The 15,190-nt window shown below is 46.0% G+C and carries 21 protein-coding genes; all 21 read left to right on the top strand.

What is annotated here, in order from left to right; genetic code table 11:
- Nucleotides 1–1,079 precede the first annotated feature (1,079 nt).
- Entirely contained in the window at nt 1,080–2,804 is a 1,725-nt protein-coding gene (gene proS, locus A359_RS01405) for a proline--tRNA ligase (RefSeq protein ID WP_044104477.1), read from the top strand.
- Between the two features lie 1,581 nt (nt 2,805–4,385).
- A complete protein-coding gene (hemB, locus tag A359_RS01400; RefSeq protein WP_014888032.1) occupies nt 4,386–5,360 on the top strand; it encodes a porphobilinogen synthase in 975 nt (324 codons plus the stop codon).
- Between the two features lie 1,256 nt (nt 5,361–6,616).
- Nucleotides 6,617–6,928, top strand: coding sequence for a 30S ribosomal protein S10 (gene rpsJ, locus A359_RS01385; protein WP_014888029.1), 312 nt, complete (start codon nt 6,617–6,619; stop codon nt 6,926–6,928).
- A gap of 32 nt (nt 6,929–6,960) precedes the next feature.
- Nucleotides 6,961–7,605, top strand: a complete 645-nt coding sequence (gene rplC, locus A359_RS01380; protein WP_014888028.1) for a 50S ribosomal protein L3 — start codon at nt 6,961–6,963, stop codon at nt 7,603–7,605.
- A gap of 2 nt (nt 7,606–7,607) precedes the next feature.
- On the top strand, nt 7,608–8,213 hold the full coding sequence (gene rplD, locus A359_RS01375) for a 50S ribosomal protein L4 (protein WP_014888027.1): 606 nt from the start codon (nt 7,608–7,610) through the stop codon (nt 8,211–8,213).
- Entirely contained in the window at nt 8,210–8,512 is a 303-nt protein-coding gene (gene rplW, locus A359_RS01370) for a 50S ribosomal protein L23 (protein ID WP_014888026.1), read from the top strand. The genes rplD and rplW overlap by 4 nt, the downstream gene beginning before the upstream one ends.
- 18 nt (nt 8,513–8,530) lie before the next feature.
- Nucleotides 8,531–9,352 (top strand): 50S ribosomal protein L2, encoded by an 822-nt coding sequence (rplB, locus tag A359_RS01365; RefSeq protein ID WP_014888025.1) that lies wholly within the window; start codon nt 8,531–8,533, stop codon nt 9,350–9,352.
- A gap of 16 nt (nt 9,353–9,368) precedes the next feature.
- On the top strand, nt 9,369–9,647 hold the full coding sequence (gene rpsS / locus A359_RS01360; RefSeq protein WP_014888024.1) for a 30S ribosomal protein S19: 279 nt from the start codon (nt 9,369–9,371) through the stop codon (nt 9,645–9,647).
- An 8-nt stretch (nt 9,648–9,655) separates the two neighbouring features.
- Nucleotides 9,656–9,988 (top strand): 50S ribosomal protein L22, encoded by a 333-nt coding sequence (rplV, locus tag A359_RS01355; protein WP_014888023.1) that lies wholly within the window; start codon nt 9,656–9,658, stop codon nt 9,986–9,988.
- Nucleotides 9,989–10,005: 17 nt separating this feature from the next.
- On the top strand, nt 10,006–10,704 hold the full coding sequence (rpsC, locus tag A359_RS01350; protein ID WP_014888022.1) for a 30S ribosomal protein S3: 699 nt from the start codon (nt 10,006–10,008) through the stop codon (nt 10,702–10,704).
- A gap of 12 nt (nt 10,705–10,716) precedes the next feature.
- Nucleotides 10,717–11,130, top strand: a complete 414-nt coding sequence (gene rplP / locus A359_RS01345; protein ID WP_014888021.1) for a 50S ribosomal protein L16 — start codon at nt 10,717–10,719, stop codon at nt 11,128–11,130.
- Nucleotides 11,127–11,333 (top strand): 50S ribosomal protein L29, encoded by a 207-nt coding sequence (rpmC, locus tag A359_RS01340; RefSeq protein ID WP_014888020.1) that lies wholly within the window; start codon nt 11,127–11,129, stop codon nt 11,331–11,333. Before rplP ends, rpmC begins: the two co-directional genes overlap by 4 nt.
- A complete protein-coding gene (gene rpsQ, locus A359_RS01335; protein WP_014888019.1) occupies nt 11,326–11,580 on the top strand; it encodes a 30S ribosomal protein S17 in 255 nt (84 codons plus the stop codon). Before rpmC ends, rpsQ begins: the two co-directional genes overlap by 8 nt.
- A gap of 174 nt (nt 11,581–11,754) precedes the next feature.
- Nucleotides 11,755–12,126, top strand: coding sequence for a 50S ribosomal protein L14 (rplN, locus tag A359_RS01330; RefSeq protein ID WP_014888018.1), 372 nt, complete (start codon nt 11,755–11,757; stop codon nt 12,124–12,126).
- A gap of 10 nt (nt 12,127–12,136) precedes the next feature.
- Nucleotides 12,137–12,451: a 50S ribosomal protein L24 gene (rplX, locus tag A359_RS01325; RefSeq protein ID WP_014888017.1), complete on the top strand. Its 315-nt coding sequence runs from the start codon at nt 12,137–12,139 to the stop codon at nt 12,449–12,451.
- 14 nt (nt 12,452–12,465) lie between these two features.
- Nucleotides 12,466–13,020 (top strand): 50S ribosomal protein L5, encoded by a 555-nt coding sequence (gene rplE, locus A359_RS01320; protein WP_014888016.1) that lies wholly within the window; start codon nt 12,466–12,468, stop codon nt 13,018–13,020.
- Nucleotides 13,020–13,325 (top strand): 30S ribosomal protein S14, encoded by a 306-nt coding sequence (gene rpsN / locus A359_RS01315; protein WP_014888015.1) that lies wholly within the window; start codon nt 13,020–13,022, stop codon nt 13,323–13,325. Before rplE ends, rpsN begins: the two co-directional genes overlap by 1 nt.
- 39 nt (nt 13,326–13,364) lie before the next feature.
- The gene (rpsH, locus tag A359_RS01310; RefSeq protein ID WP_014888014.1) at nt 13,365–13,757 is read left to right on the top strand and encodes a 30S ribosomal protein S8; all 393 of its coding nucleotides are present in this window, start codon (nt 13,365–13,367) and stop codon (nt 13,755–13,757) included.
- A gap of 13 nt (nt 13,758–13,770) precedes the next feature.
- Entirely contained in the window at nt 13,771–14,304 is a 534-nt protein-coding gene (rplF, locus tag A359_RS01305) for a 50S ribosomal protein L6 (protein WP_014888013.1), read from the top strand.
- Nucleotides 14,305–14,315: 11 nt separating this feature from the next.
- Nucleotides 14,316–14,669: a 50S ribosomal protein L18 gene (rplR, locus tag A359_RS01300; RefSeq protein ID WP_014888012.1), complete on the top strand. Its 354-nt coding sequence runs from the start codon at nt 14,316–14,318 to the stop codon at nt 14,667–14,669.
- A gap of 15 nt (nt 14,670–14,684) precedes the next feature.
- Nucleotides 14,685–15,185: a 30S ribosomal protein S5 gene (gene rpsE, locus A359_RS01295; RefSeq protein WP_014888011.1), complete on the top strand. Its 501-nt coding sequence runs from the start codon at nt 14,685–14,687 to the stop codon at nt 15,183–15,185.
- The last annotated feature ends 5 nt before the right edge of the window (nt 15,186–15,190 follow it).

The raw sequence follows: 15,190 nt of genomic DNA, 5'->3' as shown, positions 1-15,190 counted from the left end.
CTAAGATTATACTTATAGCATTACCGCCAAAATAGTGCGATTAGGCTTTTCTGAACCAGAAAAAACAATTATTTTCATGAATAACAACACCAAGATACCATGCAATGACTCATTGAGTTGTGTATAGCAATAAATTGATCATTTTTGATGAATGAGAATGAGCCGTGCGTCAGGCACATCTATTGAGAAATCTACAGCATAGCATTAACAGACAGTAGTGTTGGGCAGCGAGAGGTGCGAAATTATCTTTTTCAGCTTATTTCGGAGCAGCACTAATGATTCAGTGGCTCTGCTAACTTTAATACAGAACATAACTAGAAAATCTAGAAGTATTAGCTAACGGTGATTAACGATACACGTTATTGTTACCTCGTGCTCGCGCTTGATGGAGCAGAGCAAGCGGTTTACCCTACTACTCTAGAGCACGTAATATTAGTTAGATCATCTTATGAGCATAATCATATACTTAATAATTAGCATCTAAGCGTCGGAAATAATAGCAGTAACGAGAAAGCAGAGTCTTTTGCCGGAATTGATTTTCTGAAATACTCATATTTTTATTTAAGGCAATACTTGTCGATCACTGAAGTCGGTATGACTTTAATCTCTCGTAAGTCTATGATGCCATGGCGATGGTTAGAACACGTAACTGCATTATATATTTAGTTAGAACCGCTTAAGAGTGTTTTTTACGTTTACAACAGGATCGCTCGGGTTTTAGACCTTACAAACTTTTATGTGTATAATAAGAAACGTCTTGCCTAAAATCTTATCGCAATCTTGTTGATAGCGTTATAGGAGGTATGCTAAGCGGCGGTAATGCTAAATAGTGCTATTTACTAGCGCGTGAGCAAGACGATCAATTGAGGGCACCTCCATAGATCAATTGCAAGGCTCAGGCCTCTGTTGTTACCGTACGGCATCTGATGCTCAGGCTTTGCAAAGATGGCGGAGAAGAGGATGCATGTCTTTTTCCTTATAGACGCTGACGGAGGCAGCTAGACTAAAAATACTTTCAAAATTTTTCTGCCTACCGGCAGGCTTACGGCAAAATGCCACTCTTGTGGGACTTCACTGACATGCTTACTAGCCAATATTTGCTATCCACCCTAAAGGAGAACCAAGCTGATGCGGAAGCAGCGAGTCATCAGCTGATGCTACGTGCTGGAATGGTTCGTCAGCTAGCATCCGGTTTGTATGTCTGGCTGCCCACCGGTTTGCGCGTGCTGCGAAAAGTAGAAAATATTGTTCGAGAAGAAATGAACAAGGTTGGTGCAATTGAGATAATCATGCCGATAGTACAGCCGGCGAATCTTTGGCAGGAAAGCGGACGATGGGAGCAGTACGGGTCTGAACTGCTTCGGTTTACCGATCGCAGCGCTCGCCCATTCGTACTAGGCCCCACGCATGAAGAGGTGATCACCGATCTTATGCGTAACGAGGTTAGCTCATACAAGCAGCTACCGTTAAAATTTTATCAAATTCAAACCAAATTTCGTGACGAAACGCGCCCGCGCTTTGGTATCATGCGTTCTAGAGAGTTTGTAATGAAAGACGCTTATTCCTTCCACACTAGCCAGGAATCGCTCCAGGTTACTTATGAAGCCATGCATCAAGCCTATAGCGCAATTTTTATCCGTCTGGGACTAGATGTGCGTGTGGTTCAGGCTGATGCCGGCGCTATCGGAGGTAGCGTATCCCACGAATTTCAGGCGCTAACCGACAGCGGTGAGGACGAGATTGTATTCTCAACCGTATCAGACTATGCTGCCAATATTGCCTTAGCGGAGGCGGTTGTCCCTATCGCTCAGCGCGCTATCCCAAGTGAAACAATGCGGCTTGTGGACACGACCGACACCCTCAGCATTGCTAAACTGGTGTCGAAATACTCTCTTCCGGTCGAAAAAACCGTTCAAATGCTCTTGGTCCGCGCTTGCGAAGACACTGGTCATTCGTTCGTGGCGTTAATGATACGCGGCGATCATGAGCTGAACGATACCAAGGCCACACAATTGCTACAGGTTGCCATCCCGCTGAAGTTCGCCAGCGACGAAGAAATCCGTTTGGTGGCTGGCGCGCATCCTCTCTCACTTGGTCCGGTCAATTTACCGCTACCGCTGATCATCGACCGCAGCGTGGCGGTTATGAGTGACTTCGTCGCTGGCGCCAATGCCGAGGGAAAGTACTTCTTCGGCATTAACTGGGAACGGGATTTGCCGTTGCCTGAGGTGGCTGACCTACGCAAGGTCATTGACGGAGACCGCAGTCCAGACGGCAAAGGCTTGTTGAAAATCAAGCGCGGAATCGAAGTCGGGCATATTTTTCAGCTAGGCAATAAATATTCAGAGGCGATGAACGCTTCTATTCAGAATAAATGCGGTCGTAACCAAGCGCTAAAAATGGGCTGCTATGGTATCGGCATCAGCCGGGTGGTGGCAGCCGCTATTGAGCAAAACCACGACAAATGCGGTATTGTATGGCCGGAAGCCTTAGCGCCTTTTAATGTTGCAATTTTGCCAATAAACATGCATACATGCAACCGGGTGCAAGAGGTAGCGGTAGAGCTTTACCAGCAACTGCAAGCGAGGGGTATTGACGTCCTGCTCGATGACCGAAAAGAGCGTCCGGGCGTCATGTTTGCCGATATAGAACTGATTGGTGTACCGCACCAATTTATCATAGGTAATCGTAATCTAGATAAAAAAGAAATAGAATACAAAAATAGACGAAGCGGCGAGAGAAGGATGATAAAACTTAGCACGATTTTTGATTTTTTAGTTAATGTCAGCACCTTTGAAAAATAATGCGCTCCGCGCTACTCTTGAATATAAAAATTTACGTTCGTTTCATTGTGCAGTTTTTGGCCCTATACTTTCTGCATGATTAACCTGCATATACAGAAAACCGTAGTATGTTCGATATAACTATTACCTCATTAAGACAATAGAGGCAGGTTTATTAAATAAAGCCTGTGATCCTAAGACTAGACTATAGAAAAGATTGCTGTGATATTGTCAATCAAGATTTGTTGAGCCAACCTAAACTTTCAGTAATTATTATCTCCTCTAAATAATAGAAAGCTCACTTAACCCCGGCGTTTTCTGACCGCATAGATAGAGCGGCCCCTGCTTCTTTAAATGGCTACAGAGAATATTTTGCTTAGAAAGCGCCCTCCTTGATAAGAATATCACGCTGATAGCGCCCCCAAACCCAAGACGAGTCTTTGCTCAGCGCGATAAAAAATTCATGTCAGGATAAAAACGTCAACACACGGTACAATTACCTATTAAATTACTCGTATAGAAAATCATGACGATTTATAGCAAAAGGGCGCGCACAGTGGCTCATCATGGCATCGATAAAAGCATAGTATGGCGTAATCACCCGATGGCAGAGGGCATCGCTATACATTACATTAGCCGTGCTGTGTGATGTATCGCAAAACAGTAACACTTAACGCAGGGAGCTTCTCTTGAATGTAATCATGAAAACCTACCAAAAAATACGAGAATCGTTTTCAGGCCATGCATGTTCGCATGAGTTACTATGATGCTTTTCGATTGAGAAGATCATAAAACTGCTTAACCGTGCCGTAGATGCTTGCGACATATTAGCCAGTAAATGCCATGAGCGTAATGAGACGATTGAAAAGCGTGATCTAATCGGCCATAAATGAACCGGAGAAGATAAAAGACTTCTAAATTTCATGTGCTTGCTGCATGATTTATGATTCACAGATAGACCAGGTTATGAGTATGGTCAAAGTACTGCAAAAAATTATGCTGTTAGCAATGCCGCGCAGCATCCGCATCGCGTAAGAATAAATAGCTTACCCTAGCAACTCACTCGCTTCCAACCTTCGTTTACTCAATAAAAGCCGTGCCCAGAGAAACACATGAGTACATGCTGCTCCTGCCCACCGGGCGGTACAGTGGGGATAGCAGATTCAAGTGCAATTAGTAGGTATTCACACAAAAGCTCACTAAATTCTTGATGTTCATTTCAATACAAGTAATTTCCGAATAAGACTTTGTGATGACGTGACAAATATTGGAATAACCTCAGCGTTCACTAAATCTAGAAAAGCATTAACCAAAAAACAGCATGCGGCGTAAGTTGAAAGCAGAGGGATTAAGTGAGCTGCTTAGGCCTAAGAGTATGGTGAGTTAAAATTAGATAAAAGTATGCGCTTTCTTATATTAGCACGCAATGATAGGTGCTAGCGCTGAGCAGCGCACAGCATTATCGTCAACAGAGAGATCTTCTCTTTTTAACATCTTTGATGTTATTCCCAACTGTTTTTCAGAAGAGCTCAATGTCTCGCGCATGTGCCAATTTTCCGGCATTCCGTTACAGCTAATAATTAACCGCATTCAGGAGCAAAAATGTCCGGTATTTATCCGATTTTACGCCCACGCCGTTTACGCCGCACACCAGCTTTACGCACTTTATTCCAGGAAACCGAGGTGCAGTTGAGCTCTCTAGTGCTGCCGATATTCGTCGAGGAGGGGGTAAGCGAATATATGCCCTTGTCCGCCATGCCGGGCGTGCTCAGAATACCAGAAGCACGGCTAGCCTTTGAAGCCGATCGCTATGCTAGAGCTGGCATTCAATCAGTCATCACCTTTGGTATCTCTCATCATCTAGACGAGGTGGGCAGCGACACGTGGCTTGAGAATGGTTTAGTCGCACGAATGGTGCGTATTTGTAAAGAGACGGTACCGGAGATGATCGTAATGTCTGACACTTGCTTTTGCGAATACACTACCCACGGTCATTGCGGCGTTGTGCGCGATAACTGGGTTGATAACGATGCAACCTTGGTGAATTTAGGACGTCAGGCCGTGGTAGCCGCGCGCGCCGGGGCGGATATTATCGCCCCCTCAGCAGCGATGGACGGGCAGGTCCAGGCGATACGTGCCGCCCTTGACAGCGCTGGCTTTACCGACACAGCAATCATGGCGTATTCTACCAAATTTGCCTCAGCATTTTACGGTCCGTTTCGTGAGGCCGGCGGCACCACCCTAAAGGGAAACCGTAAAAGCTATCAAATGAATTCGATGAATCGCCGAGAAGCAATTCGTGAGTCGTTGCTAGATGAGCAGGAAGGGGCCGATGCCCTCATGGTAAAACCGGCGGGGGCTTTTTTAGATACTATCCGCGATATACGTGAAGCAACCTATTTGCCGATAGCAGCGTATCAAGTAAGTGGCGAATATGCGATGATAAAATTTGCAGCTGCTGCTGGCGCCATTGATGAACGTCAAATCGTGCGCGAAACTCTAGGTTCTATCAAGAGGGCAGGGGCAGATATAATTCTCAGTTATTTCGCTATGGATATTGCTGAGCAGGGGTTTTGATTGGCGTAGTCAGGTGCTGACTTTTTCCTCTGCGATTGTGATGCACACTTATCAACGTCATGTTATTGCGGATGCAAAAAATAGAAGTCACAAGCTATAATGAGAAGAGCTTGATCTGAGACCCACTATCTGGATCTTGAATCATCTTTTATCATCTTCTCGTATACCCATACATCATCTAAGAATTTAATGATTGCATCATGGCTCTTTTGAAGAGCTTTTTTGAATACATCAGAACGTGCGATGAGTGGGCTAAAGCCAGGGCTATGTTGACTTGACGTGGATGATGTAGGGGGGGGATGTTTTGTAGTGTAATCCGCTACTGCTGTAACCATGATTATCATTTTTCTTAACGTCCCATCATGCGTTACGAAGATTCAGACAATCGGTTAGCCGTTTGTTTTTAAACTAACACATGCCTATTTAAGTTATTGAATAGAAATTGTCTGTACTTGCTTCCTGCAGTAAAGAGTAGTGCGGGCCTGAGCAGTGACTTCATAAGTTGCGCACTACAAGGTAATGGTTTCCTATAAAACCCTCCGGTAAAGACCAAATAGACCGTGCAGTATCAGCACTCTAGTTCTGAGTGTGTTATCTACCCGGCTTGGGTAGACCAGCTGTCTCCCTGGCATCCATAAGAGGTTTTCTCTCTTTATTTAGTGCTTCACGACTGATCCATCATAACGTATATCCTGAAAGAGCGGAGGTATGAGGCCCTGATTGGCAGTAGGCTAATTTATAATTGCAAATTATAAAGATGCAATAACAACGTGTTGTCATGAACCTGGTGCAGTTATCAATAATTACCGAACATGTTTATTACCTTAAAAGAGATGCTCGATTATGAATAGCGATCTACATGTTAAGGTAGCATATTTGAGCAACTTTTTCTTCCCTCATCCATTCATAATTGGCTATAATAAGATTCATTTTGGCAAGTATACGCACTATTTGATCTCTCGTATCGAAGAGATCAGGCGAGCATGGCTGTGTTCCTCGTTGCCCAGCGCTCTCTTTTTACTGTTTGCCCTTGCTTTTTTTAAAGATTAAGGTATTATTAAGATAATTATATTTTAGATGTTATGACGAACAGTTAACTCTTTAGTCGAGTTATTGCTTTCCGCAAAAAACGGTAAGCTAGCTGACAACATCCCCAAAAGGGGGTAACACTGAGCCATTACACTCCCCCACCAGCATAAAAAATAGATGAGGGGAATAGTTTTTTACGTTTATAAACAGCTTGGAGCTCTGGTCTCATGCAGAACCAAAGAATCCGTATCCGTTTGAAAGCGTTTGATCATCGTCTAATCGATCAATCAACCGCAGAAATTGTCGAGACTGCCAAGCGTACCGGCGCCCAGGTACGCGGCCCGATACCCCTGCCGACCCGAAAAGAGCGCTTCACCGTTCTGATCTCTCCACACGTCAACAAAGATGCGCGTGATCAGTATGAAATACGTACGCATAAGCGCCTGGTTGACATAGTGGAGCCAACTGAAACAACCGTTGATGCGCTTATGCGTCTGGACCTGGCTGCCGGTGTAGACGTACAAATCAGCTTGGGTTGATCAAGTCGTTGAGCGATTGCGAGGTTGCAAGCATGAAGGGTTTAATCGGACGTAAAGTCGGGATGACTCGCATCTTCACCGAAGATGGAATTTCTATCCCGGTTACTGTTATTGAAATCGAAGCAAATCGAGTGACCCAGGTAAAAGATCTGGAAAACGATGGATACCGAGCAATCCAGGTTACTGCCGGCACGAAAAAAACAAACCGCATCACTAAACCAGAAGCCAGTCATTTTGCGAAAGCCGGTGTTGCGGCCGGACGTGGTTTGTGGGAATGGCGTATCGCAGATGGCGAAGAGGCCATCCTTGGCCAAAGTATCACTGTAGAACTATTTTTGGATGTTAAAAAGGTCGATGTTACTGGCACCTCCAAAGGCAAAGGATTCACCGGCACTGTCAAGCGTTGGAACTTCCGAACCCAAGATACCACCCACGGGAACTCCTTATCGCACCGCGTCCCGGGCTCTATCGGACAGAACCAGACTCCGGGTAAAGTATTTAAGGGTAAGAAAATGGCGGGTCAGCTGGGTAACGAACGCATTACTGTTCAGAGCCTGGATGTCGTATCTATTGACATAGCGCGCAATCTGCTACTGGTTAAAGGGGCCGTTCCAGGCGCAACCGGGAGTGATCTCATTGTTAAACCGGCTGTCAAGGCAGTAACGTCAAGGAGATAGAAATGGAATTGCTATTGAAAGACGCGCAAAGCACGCTCACTGTTTCTGAAACTACCTTCGGTCGTTGCTTTAATGAAGCGCTGGTTCACCAAGTTGTTGTGGCGTACGCAGCCAGCGCCCGTCAAGGGACTCGGGGTCAGAAGACTCGGGCTGAAGTGACTGGTTCTGGTAAAAAACCATGGCGTCAGAAGGGCACCGGCCGCGCGCGCGCCGGCAGCGTTAAGAGTCCGATCTGGCGTTCTGGCGGTGTAACGTTTGCCGCCAAACCTCAAGATCATAGCCAGAAAGTGAATAAGAAAATGTACCGCGGAGCGTTGAAAAGTATTCTGTCTGAACTTGTACGTCAAGATCGTTTGATTGTTCTTCAACATTTTTCTATTCACGCGCCGAAAACCAAGCTGCTTGCTCAGAAACTGAGAGAGATAGCGTTAGAAAATGTGCTAATCATTACTAGGGAGCTAGACAAAAACCTATTCTTGGCAGCCCGTAATCTATATAAAGTAGACGTACGTGATACAAAAGGTATCGACCCGGTTAGCTTGATGACCTTCGAAAAAGTCGTGATGACGATTGGCGCCATTAAGCACGTTGAGGAGATGCTGGCATGATTCGTGAAGAACGTCTACTCAAAGTACTGCGCGCGCCGCATGTGTCTGAAAAAGCATCCAGTACGATGAAAAAACAGAACACCATCGTTCTTAAAGTAGCGAAAGATGCAACAAAAGTAGAAATCAAAGCAGCTGTATATAAACTCTTTTCAGTCGAAGTCAATAACGTTCGCACCTTGGTTGTCAAAGGTAAAACGAAACGTCATAAACAGCATATTGGTAGTCATAGCAACTGGAAGAAAGCGTATGTCACCCTGAAAGCAGGCCAGAACCTGGACTTCATCCACGGTGATGAGTAACTCGGAGAAGTAAGAACAATGGCAATTGTTAAATGTAAACCGACATCTCCGGGTCGTCGCCACGTTGTTAAGGTGGTCAATCCTGAGCTATACAAAGGCAAGCCCTATTCCCCATTACTGGAACCTCTTCATAAATCCGGCGGCCGTAACAACAATGGGCGTATTACGATGCGCCATATTGGGGGAGGCCATAAGCAACATTATCGTTTGATTGACTTTAAACGCAATAAAGACGGCATCCCAGCAGTGGTAGAACGTTTGGAGTACGATCCTAATCGTTCTGCTAACATAGCACTGCTATTGTATAAAGATGGTGAGCGTCGTTATATCTTAGCACCAAAAGGTCTAAAAACCGGTGAGCAGATTCAATCTGGTGTCGATGTGGCTATCAAGGCCGGTAATGCCTTGCCGATGCGTAATATTCCGCTTGGTTCCACGGTCCATAACGTAGAAATGAAGCCGGGAAAGGGAGGCCAGCTGGCTCGTTCTGCCGGTGCTTATGTTCAGATCGTTGCTCGTGATGGCACGTATGTCACGCTTCGTCTTCGTTCTGGTGAAATGCGCAAAATTCATTTCGAATGCCGCGCCACTTTAGGCGAAGTAGGTAATACGGAACATATGTTGCGTGTGCTGGGTAAAGCCGGAGCCAGCCGCTGGCGTGGTATCCGTCCAACGGTTCGTGGTACGGCGATGAATCCGGTGGACCACCCGCACGGTGGTGGTGAAGGGCGTAACTTTGGCAAACACCCTGTTTCGCCTTGGGGAATTCAGACTAAAGGTAAGAAGACTCGTAGTAATAAGCGTACTGATCAATTTATTGTGCGTCGCCGTAGAAAATAATATTAGAGGATAAATCATGCCACGTTCTCTCAAGAAAGGTCCATTTATTGACCTGCACTTGCTGAAGAAGGTAGAGAAAGCGCTGGAAAGCCGTGACAAGAAGCCTATTCGCACTTGGTCTCGTCGCTCAACGATCTTTCCAAGAATGATCGGTCTAACGATCGCTATCCATAATGGTCGACAGCACGTGCCTATTTTTGTTGCTGATGACATGGTCGGTCATAAACTAGGTGAATTTGCGCCGACGCGTACTTATCGCGGCCATACAGCAGATAAAAAAACCAAGAAGCGCTAAGGGAAGAGATGGAAACTATCGCTCAACATCGTCATGCTCGTTCTTCTGCTCAAAAGGTTCGTCTTGTAGTTGACCTGATTCGAGGCAAGAAAGTATCGAAAGCTCTGCAAGTTCTCAGTTATACCAACAAGAAAGCGGCTGTTTTGGTGAAAAAAGTACTGGAGTCTGCTATTGCTAACGCTGAGCACAACGACGGTGCAGAAATTGATGATTTAAAAGTCGCTAAGACGTTCGTCGACGTTGGTCCGAGCATGAAGCGTATTATGCCGCGTGCTAAAGGTCGTGCAGATCGTATGCTGAAGCGTACCAGCCACATTACTGTGATTGTGTCTGATCGCTGAGACACTGGAGAGTAGCAATGGGTCAGAAAGTACATCCGAATGGTATTCGATTGGGTATTGTAAAGCCCTGGAATTCTACCTGGTATGCGAATACTAAAGAATTCGCCGACAACCTGAACAGTGATTTTAAAGTTCGTCAATTCTTGACAAAGGAATTATCGAAAGCATCGGTTGCTCGTGTGGTTATCGAGCGGCCGGCTAAGAGCATTCGTGTAACTATTCACACCGCTCGTCCGGGAATCGTGATCGGAAAGAAAGGCGAAGACGTTGAAAAACTACGTCATATCGTAGCAGATATTGCTGATGTCCCAGCGCAGATTAATATAGCTGAAGTCCGTAAGCCAGAGCTCGAAGCCAAACTGGTTGCTTGCAGCATTGCTGCGCAGCTCGAACGTCGCGTTATGTTCCGCCGCGCCATGAAACGTGCTGTACAGAATGCCATGCGTCTTGGTGCCAAGGGGATCAAGGTTGAAGTCAGCGGCCGTTTGGGCGGGGCTGAAATAGCGCGTACCGAATGGTACCGTGAAGGCCGCGTCCCGCTGCATACTTTGCGTGCAGATATCGACTACAGTACCTCCGAGGCGCACACCACCTATGGCGTCATTGGCGTCAAAGTCTGGATCTTTAAAGGTGAGATTTTGGGGGGTATGGCTGCAGTTGAGCAGCCGGAACCAGGCGCTCAACCTAAAAAGCAACAGCGTAAAGGCACCAAGTAAGGAGAGTCGCTGATGTTACAACCAAAGCGTACAAAATTCCGTAAGATGCAAAAAGGCCGAAATCGTGGCTTAGCATCAGGTACGGATGTTAGCTTCGGCACTTTTGGTCTAAAAGCTGTGGGCCGTGGTCGTTTAACTGCTCGTCAAATAGAAGCAGCACGTCGCACAATGACACGCGCAGTAAAGCGTCAAGGCAAGATCTGGATCCGTATTTTCCCAGACAAACCAATCACCAAAAAACCCCTTGAAGTACGGATGGGTAAAGGTAAAGGTAACGTAGAATACTGGGTCGCCTTGATCCAGCCGGGCAAAGTCTTGTACGAAATAGATGGAGTGTCGGAAGATCTGGCCCGTGTAGCCTGCACCTTGGCAGCAGCAAAGCTTCCGGTTAAAACCACCTTTGTAATTAAGACGGTGATGCAATGAAAGTAAGGAACATGAGTGAAAAAAGTATTGAAGAACTAAACACCGAACTGCTGAACCTGCTGCGCGAGCAATTCAGCCTACGTATGCAGATTGCCAGACGCCAGCTGGAACAGACCCACCTATTAAAGCAGGTGCGCCGCAACATTGCCCGCGTGAAGACGCTGTTGACTCAGAAGGGGCAGAGAGAGGAGCTTAATGCGTAATCAAATTCGTACCCTTCAAGGGCGTGTGATTAGTGAAAAAATGGAGAAATCTATCGTTGTGGCTATTGAGCGTTTTGTGAAACACCCCATTTACGGCAAGTTCATTAAACGCACGACCATGCTCCATGTACATGACGAGAAAAATGATAGTAATGTTGATGATATCGTTGAAATTCGCGAATGCCGTCCAATTTCTAAGACTAAGTCTTGGAAATTAGTTCGGGTTGTAGAAAAAACGATCATGTAACACGCTCACAAATTTCTAAGCAGATAAATCGTTCCTCTTTTAAGTTGAGTATTTTATATGCTTATGTATTAGGACCTGTGTTATAGTTATTATCCTTTTATTATTAGGATTTTTATTGTGACCTATTCAGGTCATTAAGTGTAAGGTAGTAGTTGAAATTAGCGGAGCACTAATATGATCCAAGAACAGACTATGTTGACCATCGCCGATAATTCCGGCGCACGTCGCGTAATGTGTATCAAGGTTCTAGGTGGCTCGCACCGCCGCTACGCAGGCATCGGGGACATTATCAAAATTACAATCAAGGAAGCAATTCCTCGTGGTAAAGTCAGAAAAGGTGATGTCTTAAAGGCGGTAGTGGTGCGCACCAAGAAGGGTGTGCGTCGCCCTGATGGTTCTGTCGTTCGGTTCGATGGCAATGCTTGTGTTTTGTTGAATAACAGCAGTGAGCAAATGATCGGTACGCGTATTTTTGGGCCTGTGACTCGTGAACTGCGTACTGAAAAGTTTATGAAGATCATTTCCCTTGCACCTGAAGTACTCTAAGGAGCGAATCATGGCCGCGAAAATACGTCGTGACGATGATGTTATTATTTTAACCGGTAAAGATAAAGGCAAGCGTGGTAAAGTAAGGCATATTTTCTCTACGGGAAAAGCCATTGTTTCAGGTATAAATCTGGTTAAAAGGCATCAAAAACCCATGCCAGCTATGAACCAACCTGGCGGAATACTTGAAAAAGAAGCGGCAATCAATCTTTCTAATCTTGCAATTTTTAATATAGCCACCAAAAAGGCAGATCGTGTGGGTTTTAAGATCGCTGACGGGAAGAAAGTACGTATTTTTAAATCTAACGGCGAAACTATTAAGTAATTTGGAGTAGTACGATGGCGAAACTGCATGATTACTATAAAGACGAAGTGGTATCGCAACTGATGAAGCGGTTCGGTTATCATTCTGTCATGCAAGTCCCTCGGGTCGAGAAGATCACCTTGAATATGGGCGTGGGTGAAGCAATCGTCGATAAAAAGCTATTAGCTAATGCTTCAGCCGATTTAACCTCGCTTTCAGGTCAAAAGCCTCTGATCACTACAGCGCGTAAATCTGTTGCTGGCTTCAAAATCCGTCAGGGCTATCCGATCGGTTGTAAAGTCACCTTACGTGGTGAACGTATGTGGGAGTTTTTTGAGCGATTGCTTTTGATTGCTATACCACGTATCCGTGATTTCCGTGGATTGTCTACCAAGTCATTCGATGGCTGTGGCAACTACAGCATGGGTGTCCGAGAGCAGATTATATTTCCAGAAATCGACTATGATAAAGTTGATCGCGTTCGTGGCTTAGATATTAGCATCACCACTACTGCGAAATCCGATGACGAAGGCCGTGCGCTATTGACTGCCTTTAACTTCCCATTTCGCAAGTTAAAGCAGGGTTACTAATGGCGACACAATCTATGAAAGCACGCGAAGTAAAACGCGTGAAATTGGCTCATATATTTTTTAAAAAACGTTCTAAACTTAAAACTACAATCTCCGATGTCCAGGCTTCGGCTGAAGCACGTTGGGACGCTGTTCTCAAACTGCAGACTTTTCCGCGTGACTCCAGCCCGTCTCGTCAACGTAACCGATGCCGACAAACTGGTCGTCCACACGCTTTCCTGCGGAAATTTGGGTTGAGCCGTATTAAGGTGCGGGAAGCCGCTATGCGCGGTGAGATCCCCGGCCTGAGAAAGGCAAGCTGGTAAATTGTCACCAATTGTTGCATTACGGGAGTTAAAGACAGAATGAGCATGCAAGATCCAATCGCGGATATGCTGACCCGTATCCGTAACGGTCAAACAGCTAAAAAAACTGTGGTTTCAATGCCTTCCTCTAAGCTGAAAATAGCTATTGCTGACCTTCTAAAGGCGGAAGGATTTATTGATGCTTTCAAGGTTGAAGGCGACACCAAGCCTACACTAGTATTGGTATTAAAGTACTTCCAAGGGAAGCCTGTGGTAGAAAACATTCAGCGCATTAGCCGTCCCGGTCTGCGTGTCTATAAGAAAAAAGATGCGCTGCCAAAAGTTATGTCAGGTATGGGGATCTCAGTTGTTTCTACCTCCAAAGGCGTTCTTACTGATCGTGCAGCTCGCCAGGCTGGCCTTGGTGGTGAGATTGTCTGCTACGTAGCGTAATTAGGAGGGAAGAATGTCTCGTGTTGCTAAAGCCCCTGTTGTTATCCCGGGTGACGTAGAGGTCAAGCTCAATGTTCAAAATATTGCGATCAAGGGCAAAAATGGGGCACTAACTCGTACTATCAACGCAGCTGTTGAGGTTCAATGTCTCGACAACCAGCTGACCTTTGCCCCGCGCCCAGGTTATGCAAACGGTTGGGCGCTTGCAGGAACGACTCGCGCACTGCTGAACGGTATGGTGATTGGTGTGACTGAGGGCTTTACTAAAAAGCTACAGTTGGTAGGAATAGGTTACCGTGCTACAGTGAAAAAAAATGTAGTGAATTTATCCCTGGGGTTTTCTCACCCTATCGACTATCAACTCCCGGCAGGCATTACAGCAGAATGTCCAAGCCAAACTGAAATCGTTCTGAAAAGTGCTGATAAGCAAATGATCGGCCAAGTTGCAGCCGATCTTCGCGCTTATCGTTGTCCTGAGCCTTACAAAGGCAAGGGTGTTCGTTACGCCGAGGAAGTCGTGCGTACTAAAGAGGCTAAAAAGAAGTAAGGTAACACACTGTGGATAAGAAAGCAGCTCGTATCCGTCGCGCGACCCGTGCACGACGAAAACTCCAGGCATTGGGTGCAACTCGCCTGGTGGTACACCGGACCTCTCGTCATATTTACGCACAGGTTATTTCACCACACAGTTCTGCCGTCCTGGCCGCCGCTTCTACTGTAGAAAAAGCTATCTCTGGACAATTAACGTGTACCGGCAATAAAGCCGCCGCTATAGTAGTAGGTCAAATCATAGCTGAGCGTGCTCTGGGAAAAGGCGTGAAAAATGTGTCTTTTGATCGCTCCGGGTTCCGATATCATGGTCGAGTCCAGTCACTGGCAGATGCTGCCCGTGGGGCAGGCCTTCAGTTCTAAGGTAAGAGGCATAAGATGGCGCACATCGAAAAAAAAACTGGCGAACTGCAGGAAAAGTTGATAGCTGTAAATCGCGTATCTAAAACCGTAAAAGGTGGCCGTATTTTTAGCTTCACTGCACTAACGGTTGTTGGTGATGGTAATGGTCGTGTTGGGTTTGGCTACGGGAAAGCACGTGAAGTACCGGCAGCAATCCAGAAATCGACCGAAAAAGCCCGCCGTAACATGCTCAACGTTGCCCTGAACAGTGACACTCTCCAGCATTCAATTAAAGGAGCGCATACCGGTTCTCGCGTCTTCATGCAGCCGGCAGCCGAAGGTACCGGTATTATCGCAGGTGGTGCCATGCGGGCCGTGCTAGAAGTTGCAGGGGTTCACAACGTATTAGCAAAAGCCTATGGATCTACCAATCCGATCAACGTAGTTCGTGCAACTATTGACGCTCTTGGCAACATGAAGTCTCCTGCAATGGTCGCGGCTAAGCGCGGTAAAGTTGTTGAAGACATTCTGAGATAATTGAC

The sequence above is a fragment of the secondary endosymbiont of Ctenarytaina eucalypti genome, assembly GCF_000287335.1.
Classification (GTDB): Bacteria; Pseudomonadota; Gammaproteobacteria; order Enterobacterales; family Enterobacteriaceae.
Note: the sequence above shows the minus strand (reverse complement) of the source record. Positions and strands in the feature narration are given on the sequence as shown.